At 33.0% G+C, this 15,566-nt stretch carries 15 protein-coding genes; 13 read left to right on the forward strand and 2 right to left on the reverse strand.

Going from position 1 to position 15,566, the window contains the following annotated elements:
• Positions 1-73: 73 nt before the first annotated feature.
• Positions 74-1,141, reverse strand: a complete 1,068-nt coding sequence (locus ACWNT5_RS08680; RefSeq protein ID WP_299606573.1) for a branched-chain amino acid aminotransferase — start codon at positions 1,139-1,141, stop codon at positions 74-76.
• Between the two features lie 185 nt (positions 1,142-1,326).
• On the opposite strand from ACWNT5_RS08680, the gene ACWNT5_RS08685 reads away from it, so the two are divergent.
• The 3 genes from ACWNT5_RS08685 to ACWNT5_RS08695 all read left to right on the forward strand — a co-directional run bounded on the left by ACWNT5_RS08685 (position 1,327) and on the right by ACWNT5_RS08695 (position 3,754).
• A complete protein-coding gene (locus ACWNT5_RS08685; RefSeq protein WP_456517118.1) occupies positions 1,327-1,833 on the forward strand; it encodes a DUF4920 domain-containing protein in 507 nt (168 codons plus the stop codon).
• Positions 1,833-2,522: a tRNA (5-methylaminomethyl-2-thiouridine)(34)-methyltransferase MnmD gene (gene mnmD, locus ACWNT5_RS08690; protein ID WP_299606578.1), complete on the forward strand. Its 690-nt coding sequence runs from the start codon at positions 1,833-1,835 to the stop codon at positions 2,520-2,522. Before ACWNT5_RS08685 ends, mnmD begins: the two co-directional genes overlap by 1 nt.
• 329 nt (positions 2,523-2,851) lie before the next feature.
• Positions 2,852-3,754, forward strand: a complete 903-nt coding sequence (locus ACWNT5_RS08695; protein ID WP_299606580.1) for a TIGR01777 family oxidoreductase — start codon at positions 2,852-2,854, stop codon at positions 3,752-3,754.
• 132 nt (positions 3,755-3,886) lie between these two features.
• Here ACWNT5_RS08695 and ACWNT5_RS08700 read toward each other — a convergent pair whose 3' ends face one another.
• Positions 3,887-4,558, reverse strand: coding sequence for a YceI family protein (locus ACWNT5_RS08700; protein WP_299606583.1), 672 nt, complete (start codon positions 4,556-4,558; stop codon positions 3,887-3,889).
• 160 nt (positions 4,559-4,718) lie between these two features.
• Here ACWNT5_RS08700 and ACWNT5_RS08705 point away from each other — a divergent pair, with 160 nt between their 5' ends.
• The 10 genes from ACWNT5_RS08705 (at position 4,719) to ACWNT5_RS08750 (ending at position 14,955) form a co-directional block, all read left to right on the forward strand.
• A complete protein-coding gene (locus ACWNT5_RS08705; protein WP_299606585.1) occupies positions 4,719-5,270 on the forward strand; it encodes a nucleotide exchange factor GrpE in 552 nt (183 codons plus the stop codon).
• A 7-nt stretch (positions 5,271-5,277) separates the two neighbouring features.
• Complete coding sequence (gene dnaJ / locus ACWNT5_RS08710; protein ID WP_299606587.1) at positions 5,278-6,393, forward strand: molecular chaperone DnaJ; 1,116 nt, start codon at positions 5,278-5,280, stop codon at positions 6,391-6,393.
• Positions 6,394-6,728: 335 nt separating this feature from the next.
• On the forward strand, positions 6,729-7,658 hold the full coding sequence (locus ACWNT5_RS08715; RefSeq protein ID WP_299898821.1) for an ABC transporter ATP-binding protein: 930 nt from the start codon (positions 6,729-6,731) through the stop codon (positions 7,656-7,658).
• Entirely contained in the window at positions 7,651-8,964 is a 1,314-nt protein-coding gene (locus tag ACWNT5_RS08720) for an ABC transporter permease (RefSeq protein WP_456517119.1), read from the forward strand. The genes ACWNT5_RS08715 and ACWNT5_RS08720 overlap by 8 nt, the downstream gene beginning before the upstream one ends.
• A 1-nt stretch (position 8,965) precedes the next feature.
• A complete protein-coding gene (locus ACWNT5_RS08725) occupies positions 8,966-9,865 on the forward strand; it encodes a mechanosensitive ion channel family protein (RefSeq protein ID WP_299606594.1) in 900 nt (299 codons plus the stop codon).
• Between the two features lie 23 nt (positions 9,866-9,888).
• Entirely contained in the window at positions 9,889-10,788 is a 900-nt protein-coding gene (locus ACWNT5_RS08730) for a DUF6268 family outer membrane beta-barrel protein (RefSeq protein WP_299898826.1), read from the forward strand.
• The gene (locus ACWNT5_RS08735) at positions 10,788-11,951 is read left to right on the forward strand and encodes a sigma-54-dependent transcriptional regulator (protein WP_299898828.1); all 1,164 of its coding nucleotides are present in this window, start codon (positions 10,788-10,790) and stop codon (positions 11,949-11,951) included. The genes ACWNT5_RS08730 and ACWNT5_RS08735 overlap by 1 nt, the downstream gene beginning before the upstream one ends.
• A gap of 45 nt (positions 11,952-11,996) precedes the next feature.
• The gene (locus tag ACWNT5_RS08740; RefSeq protein ID WP_299606602.1) at positions 11,997-12,515 is read left to right on the forward strand and encodes a hypothetical protein; all 519 of its coding nucleotides are present in this window, start codon (positions 11,997-11,999) and stop codon (positions 12,513-12,515) included.
• Positions 12,516-12,645: 130 nt separating this feature from the next.
• Complete coding sequence (locus ACWNT5_RS08745) at positions 12,646-13,524, forward strand: PPK2 family polyphosphate kinase (RefSeq protein ID WP_299898831.1); 879 nt, start codon at positions 12,646-12,648, stop codon at positions 13,522-13,524.
• A gap of 42 nt (positions 13,525-13,566) precedes the next feature.
• A complete protein-coding gene (locus tag ACWNT5_RS08750) occupies positions 13,567-14,955 on the forward strand; it encodes a M20/M25/M40 family metallo-hydrolase (RefSeq protein WP_456517120.1) in 1,389 nt (462 codons plus the stop codon).
• Positions 14,956-15,566: the final 611 nt, after the last annotated feature.

Genomic DNA, 15,566 nt, shown 5'->3' on the forward strand with positions numbered 1-15,566 from the left:
AAATGCCTTAGATGAATTTCTAAGGCATTTTCTTAATATCTAAATTCGTATTCTTTAATTGTAATTTACTTGATTATACCTTTGCTCTCCATCCAAATGGATCTTCAGCTTGGTTATACTGAATATCCATTAATGCTTTCTTAAAATAAGAAGCATATGAGTTTTCTTGTTTTTCTAATTCGTAATGTTCTCCTTTATAACCAAAAGCTTTTACGGGGCTTACAACAGCAGCAGTACCAGCACCAAATATTTCTTTTAGGCTTCCATTTTTAAAAGCTTCTACGATTTCACTAACTTTTATAGGTCTTACATCTACATTATATCCTTGTTTTTCTGCTAATGCAATCAAACTTTTACGAGTAATCCCATCAAGAATTCTATCACTCGTTGGAGCTGTTAATAAGGTGTCGTTTATTCTAAAGAATACATTCATAGTACCTGCTTCTTCTACATATTCATGTGTATTAGAATCTGTCCAGATAATTTGCTGATATCCTTGTTCTTTAGCTAATTTAGTTGGGTAGAACTGTCCGGCATAATTTCCAGCTGCTTTGGCATATCCGAATCCTCCATTTGCAGAACGGCTAAATTTCTCAGCCACTAAAACACTTACATCTCCACTGTAATAAGATTGAGCTGGCGAACAAATGATCATAAATCGATATTCATCAGCTTCCGAAGCAGAAACACTAGGTTGTGTAGCAATCACAAATGGGCGTATATATAATGAGTTTCCAAAACCTGGTTGTATCCACTCGTTATCTAAACGCAATAAAGTATGTAATCCATCAAAAAAGTATTCCTCAGGAAATTCTGGCATTGCTAATCGTTCTGCAGACTTGTTAATTCTTTTAAAATTTTCATCTGGTCTAAACAAAAAAGTATCTCCATTATCGTCCTTATAAGCTTTCATTCCTTCGAAAACAGCTTGTCCGTAATGAAATACACGCGCAGAAGGATCTAGTGTTAGGGGTCCGTATGGGACTATTTTTGGTGTTTGCCACTCGCCGTTGACATAATCGCAAATAAACATGTGATCTGTAAAAACTTTACCAAAAGCTAAGTTTTTAAAATCTACTTGTCCAATTTTTGATTCTTGTACTTTGGTGATTTCAATCTCCTGCGGAACTGCATTTCTCATCCGATAATTATTTATAAGGTTGTGAAAGTTTGATAAAAAACTACTATTAGTATACATTATGATAAGTTCGAAACTTATGATGATTCCTACAGTAGTTCAAATTTTAAACAAAAATACCCTTTTCTTATAAATTAAGAATTTTAAAAATGTTTAATTTTGCTAAACATTATTAATAATAACACATTATGAAAAAAATCGCACTATTTTTTGCAGGATTATCATGTCTAGTAGCTTGTAATTCGGTTCAAAACGAAAAAGAATCTTTTGCAATGCAGGATATAAAAATAAGCGAGTACAATACTTTTGGGGGAGAAGTTTCTTCTAATACTGTTTTATATAAAAACGCAATAACCGAAAAATATGAGAACCTTAAAGAAGGTGATACTATAGATATTGCTTTCTCGAGTACCGTAAATGATGTGTGTAAAGCAAAAGGATGCTGGATGAAAGTAGCCTTAACCAATGATCAGGAAACTATGGTGAAGTTTAAAGACTATAGTTTTTTTGTACCGAAAGATATAGAAAATGATACCATCATTGTACAAGGAAGAGCATATGTTTCGGAAACTTCGGTAGAAGAATTAAAACATTTAGCATCCGATGCCGGAAAATCCGAAGCCGAAATTGCTGCAATAACTAGTCCTAAAAAGACCTATTCTTTTATGGCAGATGGCGTTTTGGTAAAACAATAATGGAGAAAAAACTCAAGAGAGAGATTATTAAAACTTCAGATGGCTCAACGACCATCCATTTTCCAGAATTGGATGAACACTATCATTCTAAACATGGTGCTATTAGTGAAGCAAAACATGTGTTTATAAAGAGTGGATTTGATCATCTTCTGGCTTCTAGGCAGTTTTCTGAATTGAAAATTCTGGAAATAGGTTTTGGAACTGGACTTAATGCGTTTATTACATATTTAGAGGCATTAAAGAAAGGACAACAAATTCAGTATACAGGAGTGGAGGCGTATCCAGTATTGGAAGAAGAAATACAACTCCTTAATTATGTGAATGAACTTAACGCTGAAGATTACCAGGCTATTTTTGATAGTTTGCATCAATCATCTTGGGAAAAGATGAACTCAATTTCTGATTCTTTTTTTCTAATAAAACGTCAACAGCTATTCGAAGATATTGAAGATAAAGATGCTTTTGACTTGATTTATTTTGATGCATTTGGGGCAAGAGTACAGCCTGATTTGTGGGATGTAACCATTTTCAAGAAAATGTATAAAGCCTTATTGCCTAATGGAATACTAGTGACTTATGCTGCAAAAGGAAGTGTAAGAAGAGCAATGCAAGAAGTTGGTTTTACTGTAGAACGACTTCCAGGTCCTCCAGGTAAAAGAGAAATGCTAAGAGCTTCAAAAATTTTATAAATACCAAGTTTTTCATAGAAATAAGAAGGTTTTAACTACTTTGTTAAACCTATAATAAAGGGATAGGTTTTGTTAAAATCACATACTATTTTGCAATTCATAATAGTAGTAATGAGTCTTTTTTGAAGATATCTGTCTTGTGTCGTAAACGACATCTTTGATCTTATTGATTTCAAAGTGACTAAAATTAATATAATAAACATTAAGAAACTTAAAAATTACTTCGCCCTAGAGAATATTTAAAATTCTTAAAAAGAGAACAGATTGATAAGAGATGTTCTTCATTTTATAATGAATAGTTTATAAAATAATTACTAAAATTTAAACGTGTGAAAGTTTTAATTACGGGTGCTACTGGACTGGTTGGTCAGGAAATTGTAAAGTTATGTCATCAATCAAATATGGATGTACATTACCTAACAACAAGTAAAAGTAAACTTACATCTCAGCATAATTATAAAGGATATTATTGGAATCCGAGTGCAGGAGAAATAGATCTTGATTGTTTTAAAGATGTCGAGGTAATTATACATTTAGTTGGTGCTACAGTGGCTAAGCGCTGGACAAAAAGCTATAAGCAAGAAATACTAGATAGCCGTACCGTCACTACTTCTTTACTTATTGATTCTTTACAAAAGATAAAGCATTCTGTTCGACAAATTGTATCGGCAAGTGCTATTGGCATCTATCCGGATTCTTTTCAGAATTATTATATGGAGGATTCTGAAGAAGTGGATACAGGTTTTTTAGGAGAGGTAGTACAAAAATGGGAATCTGCAGTTTTGGATTTTGAAACCTTGGATGTCGAAGTAACGTTGCTAAGAATCGGACTTGTGCTATCATCTAAAGGAGGTGCTTTTCCGAAGATAGTAAAACCAATTAAACAAGGAATAGGAGCTGTTTTCGGAAACGGAAAACAATGGCAAAGCTGGATACACGTGGAAGACTTAGCCCGATTGTTTCTGTATGCTGTTGAAGAAGAAATATATGGATTGTACAATGCTGTGGCTCCGAATCCAGTTTCCAACCATAAGTTAACGCACACTATTGCCAATAGATTAGACAAGAAAATAGTATTACCAGGTATTCCACGTTTTGTAATGAAACTTGTTTTAGGAGAAATGCATGTATTGCTATTTGGAAGCCAGCGAGTATGCTGTGATAAAATTATGAAGACTGGTTTTAGTTTTACGTATGATAATATTACGCACGCCGTAGAAGATTTAATCTAAATATTAATTTCAAGAAGTCTTTTTACACGGCTTTCGACTTTTTTTATTTAAGGGAAATAGTAGATAAAAAATAAAGGCTAACATAAACTAAACGTTAGCCTTTATTTTATTATCATGTTGGAATGTCTAATATTAAGCTTTGTTTGCTTTTAAGCTTACTTTTAATTCTATATCATCTAAGATAAACTTGTCTCCTAGGTTTTCGAAAACAGATTTAGAACCGTAATTTACACCCCAATCAGTACGATTAATAGTAAATACTTCACTGTTTAAGGTCATTGTATCTCCTTCTACAGTAGTGGTTGCTGGAAAAGAAATATTTTTCTTAATACCTTTAATAGTTAAATTTCCTTCGATCATAGATTTACCATCTTTTTCAGTGATACCAGTAACTTCAAAAGAAGCATTAGGGAATTTAGCTACATTAAAAAAGTGATCTTCTTTTCCTTCACCTTCACCTTTAAGGTGACCTTCTAATCCAGCTTTTTGCTTTCCTTCTAAATCAGTTACATTGATAGAAGTCATATCGATTACGAAAGAACCACTTTGAATTTTTCCATCCTGTGTTTTTACTTTTCCTTTTGCGATACTAATGGTACCAGTATGATTTTCGGTAGGTTTTTTTCCCACCCAATCAATAGTACTAGCGGCGTTATCTACGACAAAAGTGATAGCTTCTGCTGGAGCTTCTTTTACTTCTTCAGCAGCAGTAGCTTCAGTTTCATTTTTTTTCTCTCCTTTACAAGACATTGCAGAAACAATAATTGCAGCAATTGCAAGTAGATTCACTAATTTAGTTTTCATAATAATGTTAGTTTATAGTTTTAAACATCAAAATTATTTTTTTCGAAAATGAATACTCTTAAATATATACTAAAATATTCCTGTGACATTATGACATTAATTCAAAAATGGCAGTACTTTTGCATCTTCAGAAAATAAACTTATAAAAGGTACTAGTTACATGAGTAAGAAAAATAAAAATACAGAAGAGGTAAAAGATCAGGTAGAAGAGGTACTTGACACAACAATAGAGGAAACTGAAGTGGAAGAAGTAGAAGAAAAAGATGTAGAAACTCAATTAAAAGAGGATCTTGAAAAAGAAAAAGATAAATTTTTAAGACTTTTTGCTGAGTTTGAAAATTATAAAAAACGTACTTCCAAAGAGCGAGTGGAGTTATTTAAAACTGCTGGTCAGGATATTATGCAATCGATGTTGCCAGTACTTGATGATTTTGATCGTGCCATGAAGGAAATTGAAAAGTCTGAAGACAAAGATCTTTTAAAAGGTGTGGAGTTAATACATAATAAATTAAAGGAAACCTTAAAAGGTAAAGGACTAACAGAGGTAGAAGTAGCTGCTGGAGATGCTTTTAATGCGGATGATCATGAGGCAATTACACAAATTCCTGCTCCAAGTGATGAGCTCAAAGGAAAAATTGTAGATGTTATAGAAAAAGGATATAAGTTAGGAGATAAGGTAATTCGTTTTCCTAAGGTGGTAACCGGACAATAATAGAGAGATGAAAGAAGATTTTTATGATATTTTAGGTATTAGTAAGAATGCTACGGAAGCTGAGATAAAGAAGGCATACCGTAAAAAAGCTATAGAATATCATCCGGATAAAAACCCTGGAGATGCTACGGCAGAAGAAAAATTCAAGAAAGCTGCCGAGGCGTATGAAGTTTTAAGCGATCCTGATAAGAAAGCGCGATATGATCAATTCGGACACCAAGCTTTTGAAGGCGGAGGTGGCTTCGGAGGTGGCGGAATGAATATGGATGATATATTCAGTCAGTTCGGAGATATTTTCGGTGGCGGAGGTTTTGGCGGCTTCGGTGGTTTCGGTGGTGGCGGCGGAAGACAACGCCGAGTAAAAGGAAGTAATCTTCGTATTAGAGTTAAACTTACTTTAGAAGAAATTGCCAATGGTGTAGAGAAAAAGATCAAGGTAAAACGAAAAATTCAAGCACCAGGAGTTACCTATAAAACTTGTTCTACATGTAATGGTAGCGGTCAAGTTACAAGAATTACCAATACGATATTAGGTAGAATGCAAACTTCTACTACCTGTTCTACTTGTGGTGGATCTGGACAGATTATAGACCACAGGCCTGCAGATGCAGATGGTCAAGGTCTTAAAGTATCTGAAGAAACTGTGAGTATTAAAATTCCTGCTGGAGTGGAAGATGGAATGCAGCTTAAGGTGTCAGGTAAAGGAAATGAAGCTCCAGGAAATGGTATCGCCGGAGATTTATTAGTAGCAATCGAAGAACTGGAACATCCACAGTTACAACGTGAAGGTGATAATCTTCACTACGATCTTTACATCAGTTTTTCAGAAGCTGCCCTAGGAGCGTCTAGAGAAATTGATACAGTTTCAGGAAAAGTTCGTATTAAAATCGAAGAAGGAGTACAGAGTGGTAAAATATTACGTCTTAGAGGGAAAGGTATTCCAAGTATAAATGGCTATGGAAAAGGTGATCTTTTAGTACATGTAAATGTATGGACTCCTAAGACCCTTAATAAAGAACAAAGAGAGTTTTTCGAAAAAATGGCACAGGATGATCACTTTAAACCAAGTCCTGATAGTAAAGACAAGTCATTTTTCGAAAAAGTTAAAGATATGTTTTCTTAAAAAGGAAATTCAAAAAAATATGAGAAGAATCATTTCGATATGCTAATTTTTGTTTAATAAAAATTTGTATATTTGAGACATCACTAGCGCATTTAGTGATAATTTTTCTTTTTCATAGCAATTTTTTTCCCATCCTTAATACTTGTATTTAGGGTGGGTTTTGTTTTTAGATGAAAGAAGCATCATGATTTTACCTTTTATAAGCCATGATTAGATTGCATTAAACAATATGTAGGTGTATAATTGGTTTATGTAGGAGATTTATTTCATTTCATCAATATTTTGACTTAATTAGCATAGTTTTTTAATTCTTTTACACAAATCAAATTATTTATATGTCTAATCTTTTAGAGGTACAAGAAGCATCAAAACGATTTGGAGATTTTATAGCTCTTAATAACGTTTCTGTTACCGTACCTAAAGGAAGTATTTTTGGTTTGCTAGGACCTAATGGAGCTGGTAAAACCACACTTATTAGAATCATCAATCAAATAACACTTCCGGATACAGGAAAGGTGTTTTTAGATGGAGACCCTTTGCAATCTCATCATATTAAAGATATTGGGTATCTGCCAGAAGAACGAGGATTGTATAAATCAATGAAAGTTGGAGAGCAAGCACTATATCTTGCTCAATTAAAAGGATTAAGTAAAAAGGAAGCAAAAGAACGATTAAAGTATTGGTTCGATAAATTTGATATTTCTCATTGGTGGAATAAGAAAATACAGGAATTGTCTAAAGGAATGGCACAGAAAGTACAGTTTATAGTAACTGTCTTGCACAGACCAAAACTATTAATTTTTGACGAACCGTTTAGTGGATTTGATCCTATAAACGCAAACGTAATTAAAGATGAGATTCTTCAACTACGGGATGAAGGAGCAACGGTGATTTTTTCTACCCATAGAATGGAAAGTGTCGAAGAATTATGTGATCATATTGCTTTGATTCACAAGTCTAACAAAATATTAGAAGGTAAAGTTTCAGATATTAAGAAAGCGTATAAATCAAATACTTTTGAAGTTGGGTTGTTATCAGATAATATGTTGGAGTTAGAAAAAACTTTACAGAACAAGTTTAATACCGAACCTGCTAATTTCAAAGCTATAGATGAGCAATTAAAACTTAAAATTTCATTGGATAAACAAGTTGCACCGAATGAACTTTTAAGCTTTTTAACAGAAAGAGCACAAGTAGTTAGATTTAATGAGGTAATACCAAGCGTAAACGAAATATTCATTAAAACCATCACAGAAAATGAGTAGTAATTTACAGTTGATTATTAAAAGAGAATTTATATCTCGAGTTAGAAATAGAACCTTCGTGGTAATGACTTTTTTAAGCCCATTGATTGTTGTGGGGATGATCGGACTAATTGGATGGTTAACAACGTTAAATAGTGATGAAGTAAAAGAGGTTGTAGTAGTAGATGAAACCAAGTTGTTTATAGGTGATTTTGAAAATACAAAAGAGGTAGCCTATTTGGATTATAGCAGTTTTGATCTTGATGTTGCTAAAGATTCGGTGATATCTAAAAAACTGTATGGTCTGCTGTATATTCCAAACAAAACTTCTAATAATGATCTGGCTAAGTCTATTCAGTTTTATGCAGAAGAATCTCCTAATTTTTCTGTTTTGAATAAAATAGAAAGAATCATTTCTAATAAACTAACGGAACAAAATTATAAGAATGAAGGTCTTAATTTGGAGGTTATAGAGAGATCAAAAGCAAAAATAAATATCCAGATAGAAAACTTTTCAGGAGAGAAGACTTCTAAAATATCTAATTATGTAAAAATGGGATTTGGAGGTTTGGCAGGGTATTTATTGATGATGTTCATTATCATTTATGGAAATATGGTAATGCGATCTGTGATAGAGGAGAAAACAAATAGGATTATAGAAATCATTATATCTTCTGTAAAGCCTATGCAATTAATGCTAGGTAAAATTTTAGGAACTTCTTTTGCTGGAATATTACAATTTTTGATTTGGGTATTTTTAGGAGGAATCATAATGATGATTGGTTACGGTATTTTCGGATCTAGTCTTGAGGCAAATACGCTGGAGGAAGCGACCAAATTATTAGAAGCAAATCATGAGGGTATGATGGCAAATATTGGAGAGTTCTTCCTTGAAGTTTCTAAACTTCCTCTATTAGAATTAGTCTTGTCATTCTTTATATACTTTGTAGGAGGGTATTTCCTATATAGTTCTATATATGTAGCAATTGGAGCAGCAGTAGATAGTGAAACTGATTCGCAACAATTTATGTTGCCAATCATATTGCCACTTATGTTGGGTATTTATGTCGGCTTTTTTGCGGTTATAGAAAATCCTCATGGAACAGTTTCAACTGTTTTTTCTATGATTCCACTAACTTCTCCGATAGTTATGTTAATGCGAATTCCTTTTGGAGTTCCTTGGTGGCAAATACTAGTGTCCATCTCGTTATTAATTGGAAGTATTATTTTTATGGTATGGTTTGCTGGTAAAATATATAGAATAGGTATTTTGATGTATGGTAAAAAACCAAGCTATAAGGAGTTATTTAAATGGTTGAAGTATTAGTATGATACAAGAGGAAATAACAGATCAAGTTAAAGAAGTAATTCAGGAAGATGTTTGGGGAAACATCAAGAAGTTTCTGGATTATGAAATCATTCATATTGGTCCAGATGACCATTCAATTATACTTACAGTAGGTCTGTTACTCTTTGTAATCTTGATCCTTGTTGTTACTACAGTATCATTAAGACTTATTCGGAAAATCGTTACCAGGAAACTGAGAAAAGAAGATAAATTAAAATTTGAATCGGTTTTTTCGTTTTCCAAGTATTTTATTTATGTCATTGTTATTCTGATCACTCTAGATAGTATTGGTTTAAACATTACGGCTATTTTTGCAGCTTCGGCAGCGTTACTAGTAGGAGTTGGTTTAGCATTGCAAACATTAATTCAGGATGTAATATCGGGTATTTTTATTCTGATTGATCAAACAGTTCACGTCGGTGATATTATTGAATTAGAAGGTAAAGTAGGAAGAGTAGAAGATATCAAACTACGAACTACAAGGGCAGTAACCATAGATAACAAGGTGCTGATTATTCCGAATCACAAGTATCTTACGTCTACATTATATAATTGGACACAAAATGGTAAAATCACTAGAGAATCGGTAGATATTGGAGTGGCTTATGGAAGCGATGTCAATTTGGTAAAAGAATTACTGCTAAAAATCGCAGTCGAAAATGATAAGATTTTGCAATATCCAGAACCACTAGTTTTATTTACTAACTTCGGAGATAGCTCTTTAAATTTTAAGCTTATTTTTACAATGAATGATAGTTTTCAGGCTGCCGTTCCTAAAAGTGAAATAAGATTCGAAATTGATCGTTTGTTTAGAGAAAACAATATAAGTATTCCATTCCCACAACGAGAAGTAACGATCTTAAACCCTAGCAAAGAGTAATATAAAGTTTTATGAGGTAAAAAATGAATTATAAAAGACTACTTGTGCCCTTTATTTTGATCTGTTGTGCTATTCAAATAGTGCAATCACAAGATACAAATCTGGCTAGAGTAGAATATGCATACATACCTCAGTCCAAAAGTGATAATAGTTATAATAGTCTAAGGGTTTCAGGGAATTACCCTATTCAAATGAATGAAAAAGGTACGTACTTAGTACTGGCCTTTCAGTATCGATTGAATAATCTACAACTTAAGGACGATATTATTGTAGATACTCAAGGTCTACAGGAGTTTCATACATTTGGATTTGAGCTAGGATATACCTTTAAAATGAAGAATGATTGGAGATTTGGAGCAAAATTAGGAACCCGACTTTCTTCTAATTTAGAAGCTTCGGGTGTGGATAGTGACGATTTTAGATATGTAGGTTCTGTCTATTTTGTGAAGAGCTATGGAGATAAAAAAGCAATAAATTCTTCTAGATTGGTGCTTGGTCTTAGGTACGCCTCTCCGGCGAGCATTAATTTTCCATTACCAATCATTAACTATTCAAAACGTTTTCATCCTAATTGGTCCTATTCGTTAGGTACGCCTAAGACAAGTATTAAATATTTTTTTAATGATAAGAATACGTTACAGGCATTTATAGGTTTGGATCGTTTTTATGGTAACATACAGAATAACAGAGCGTTTATAGATGAAAATGGAGATGCAAAACTTGCGGAAAATGCTTCGATGTTACTTATAAATAGTGCTTTGGGTTATGAGTATTATTTTACGGAACATTTATTGCTGTTTGCATATGGCGGATATACATTAAGCAACGAAATCCGCCTTAGAGATAAAAATCAAGAAAATGTATTAGTTCTCAATGATAGAAATACGTTCTATATGCGAGGAGGAATTAAATTAAAATTATAATGGCGAAAATATTAGTTATAGAAGACGAAGCTGCAATCAGAAGAGTACTTGTGAAAATATTATCTGAAGAAAATGATAAATATGAAGTTTTTGAGGCAGAAGATGGATTAGCAGGTATTGATATGATCAAAAGTGATGATTATGATTTGGTATTATGTGATATCAAAATGCCTAAAATGGATGGAGTAGAGGTATTGGAAGCTGCAAAAAAAATAAAACCAGAAGTACCAATGGTAATGATTTCTGGTCATGGAGATTTGGACACAGCGGTGAATACTATGCGTTTAGGAGCTTTCGATTATATTTCTAAACCGCCAGATTTAAATAGACTACTTAACACAGTTCGTAACGCATTGGATAGAAAGGAACTGGTAGTAGAAAATAAAATGCTTAAGAAAAAGGTGTCTAAGAATTATGAAATGATAGGAGAATCTCCTGCTATTACAGACATCAAAAATATGATCGAAAAAGTCGCTGCTACCGATGCTAGAGTGTTGATTACAGGCCCAAATGGAACTGGTAAAGAACTCGTAGCACATTGGATACATCAAAAAAGTGATCGTTCTAAAGGACAAATGATCGAAGTTAATTGTGCGGCAATTCCTGGTGAACTTATCGAGAGTGAATTATTTGGTCATGTAAAAGGTGCATTTACTTCGGCTAATAAAGATAGAGCTGGTAAATTTGAAGCAGCAAATGGAGGTACCATCTTTTTAGATGAAATTGGAGACATGAGTCTTTCCGCGCAAGCAAAAGTATTAAGGGCTTTACAAGAAAATAAAATTCAGCGTGTAGGTAGTGATAAAGACATTAAAGTAGATGTAAGAGTAGTTGCTGCAACAAATAAGGACCTGAAAAAAGAAATTGCAGATAACAAGTTTAGAGAAGATCTTTACCATCGTTTGGCTGTTATCCTTGTGAAAGTGCCTGCACTAAATGATAGAAGAGAAGATATTCCACTTTTGGTAGATTATTTTACGAAGAAGATTGCAGGTGAACAAGGTTCTCCGGCAAAAACATTTTCGGATAAAGCTATTAAGCAATTACAACAATATGATTGGACCGGTAATATAAGAGAGCTAAGAAATGTTGTCGAACGCCTAATTATATTAGGAGGAAACGAAGTAAGCGAGGAAGATGTTAAACTTTTTGCTGCAAAGTAAGGAGAATCATTATCTTGCGACTTATCTCTAATATATTTGCCCCTAATGAAGAGAGTTCTTTTTATCATTTTACTATTTGCTAGCTTTTTATCAAATGCGCAATACGAACCCAGTGCCATTAATTATGGTTTGGTTGCTATCAAAAGTTTCGGTTCTGTAGAAGAGGTCGGATTGGGAGCCCGTTTGGAATATGCTCCTAATTGCTTTACCACTTATATGGGAGAATATAATAGATTGTTTTCTATTGGTGCTAGTGATGAGGTAGAAGGGTATAATGAATTGGCAATTGGGGTAAATCTGATTCTGTTTAATTGGTACCCAACCACAATAACAGCAGGTTTCGGCTATATTGGTAATGATTCTAGTATTTTCGAAGAAATTGAAGATGATGCGTTAATAGCATTTAGAAGTGGAGATTTTAATCATGGAGCTCAGATAAAGCTTAGAGCTTTGCACCAAATATCAATTCCGGTACATATTTTTGCAGAATTAAACATTAAAAGTCTCGGCAGAAGATACGATACATTTCTTATCGGATTTAGCTATGATTTCGATGCCAGATAACCTGCGTTTAGTTTGACGTTAAATTATCAATTGGAGGTACTTCTTATCTATCTATTCTAGTACTTACGACTTTTCTTTTTTCAACAATCCAAAACTTTAGTATCTTACAAAAGATAATACAAATCATACTATGAATACGATCAATCACGAAGATTTTAAAGTTTCTCAATCAATAGAATTGTCTAAAGTTCCTACTACATTTGATCTTGGAGCGGATAAAAAGAAAATAGAAAAAGAATTAGAAGAGGTTCGGGAAAAGTTAGGGGACTTTCAAGATACCATTTATGCACATGATAAATATGCCATCCTAATATGTTTACAAGGAATGGATACTGCTGGTAAAGACAGTCTTATTCGCGAAGTTTTTAAAGATTTTAATACCAGAGGTATCGTAGTTCATAGTTTTAAAGTCCCTACAGAACTGGAACTAGGTCATGATTATTTATGGAGGCATTATATAGCCTTGCCACAACGAGGTAAGTTTTCAGTCTTTAATAGGACGCACTACGAGAATGTATTGGTAACCCGAGTACATCCAGAATATATTATGAGTGAAAAACTTCCAAATGTTAACTCGGTAGATGATATTGATGATGCATTTTGGGAAAAGAGATTTGAGCAAATTAGAAACTTTGAAAAGCATATTGCCGAAAATGGCACCTTGATTTATAAATTTTATTTACACTTGTCAAAGGACGAACAAAAAAATAGATTACTTAGAAGGCTAGAAAAGAAGGAAAAAAACTGGAAGTTTTCTGCTGGAGATCTTAAAGAAAGAAAACTTTGGGATCAATATCAGTCTTGCTATCAAGATGCAATTAATAAAACATCTCTTCCACATGCTCCTTGGTATATAATTCCTGCAGATGATAAACCAACTGCGCGATATATTGTAGCAAAAACATTGTACGATACCCTTACGAAGTTTGAAGATATTAAAGAACCAGAATTGGACGATGAAACAAAATCCAATTTATCATTATATAAAGAACAGTTAGAAAACGAATAGTTGATCATTTAGAAAGATAAATAATTTATATAAAATACCTCAGTGAAAAAGATAGTCCTTATACTTTGTGCATTTTTTTTCTATACGTCCTACGGACAACAGAAAGTTAATAAAGAAGATTCCATAACCATTAAAAATTTTTATAATTCATCATTATTAAAAGGGAAGAGTTATTCTTGGCTGGATTATTTGTCTAATCAAATTGGCCCAAGATTATCAGGATCTTTAAATGCACAGAAAGCGGTGGAATGGACAGAAGCTGAACTAAAAGAAATAGGCTTAGATAAGGTATGGCTGCAGTCTGTAATGGTTCCAAAATGGACAAGGGGTGTTACCGAGTTTGCTTATATCGAAACACAACCAGGTCAAACTACCAATGTACCTATTTGTGCTCTGGGAGGTTCTGTACCAACTCCAATAGGAGGTGTGAAAGCAGAAATTGTGGAAGTACAAGGGTTAGAAGATCTTCGAAAATTGGGAACTGATAAAATAGAAGGAAAAATCGTTTTCTATAATCGTCCGATGCAGGCAGATTTAATCAATACTTTTGAAGCCTATGGAGGATGTGTTGATCAGAGATATTCTGGAGCTGCTGAAGCTGCTAAATTTGGAGCGGTCGGAGTAATTGTTCGTTCTCTGAATCTAAGGTTAGATGATTTTCCTCATACAGGAACGATGAGTTACGGTAATTTAACGGACTTAGAAAAAATACCAGCTGCTGCTATAAGTACAAATGGTGCTGAGTTATTGCATTCAATGTTAACACTAAATCCAAAAATCAAGTTTTTATTTAATATGAACTGTAGAACATGGAAGGATGTGGAATCTTTTAATGTAATTGGAGAAATTACCGGAAGTGAATTTCCAAATGAATATATGGTTGTAGGTGGTCATTTGGATTCATGGGATTTAGGAGATGGTTCACATGATGATGGTGCTGGTGTGGTGCAATCTATGGAAGTATTACGTTTATTCAAAGAAACAGGATATAAACCCAAGAGATCTATTAGAGTAGTTTTATTTATGAACGAAGAAAATGGATTACGAGGAGGTAAAAAATATGCTAAGGTAGCAGAGACTAAAGGAGAAAATCATGTTTTTGCGCTGGAAAGTGATGCTGGAGGTTTTACTCCCAGAGGTTTTTCATTTGATTGTAATATGGATAATTATACTCAGATTCAAAGTTGGAAACCACTTTTTGAACCTTATTTGATACATTATTTTGCAAAAGGTGGAAGTGGTGCAGATATTGGACCATTAAAGAAAGATGGAATTGTTTTAGCTGGCTTACGTCCGGATTCTCAAAGATACTTCGATTATCATCATGCTAAAAATGATACGTTTGATGCTATAAACAAAAGAGAGTTAGAACTTGGAGCTGCTACCATGGCAAGTCTAGTTTATCTATTCGATAAATACGGAGTAAAATAAATAATAAATATTTTGGCTTAGCTTACCTTTAATTCTCAGTGTTTTAAAGCGTAATTGACTTGTACTTTTTTATTCTTTAAAAAATAAGAGAAGATTTTAGTAATGTTACCGATTGGCTAGGGGATTCATTTCTAATAATATTCTAATTCATTTAATTAGTGTCCTATCTTTATAATCAACTTGCTATCATAATATTCCTGTAGCGTATAATTCTGTGTTAGTATGTTTTTGTTCAATAAAACACATGTAGAAAGGGGAATATTTCAATTAATTAGACGTAATAATGTAAAAATCTTATGTTTTTGATCTAACTATTTTTTCAAAATTCCAATATACTGTAAGTTGTTTCTTGTTTAAAAAATTAACGATTTTAAGAAGATTTTTATAGGAAAACATGTGTAAAATTGTTTTTTTGTTAAATAGGTTTATGGTTTTACCATTGAGATAGTTATTTTTTTTTATAAAAAATTGATTTTTTAAAAATTATTTTTGCCTAAATTTCTTAGTATCTTCTTAACAAAGTGTTTTTTTTCTTTTTTTTTTTAGTTAAGAATCAAATAGCTCATATTTCTTTTTTCCCCTAAAACCGTATGCTATAGAACGGTCTATGA

The sequence above is a fragment of the Aquimarina sp. 433 genome, from assembly GCF_054054605.1.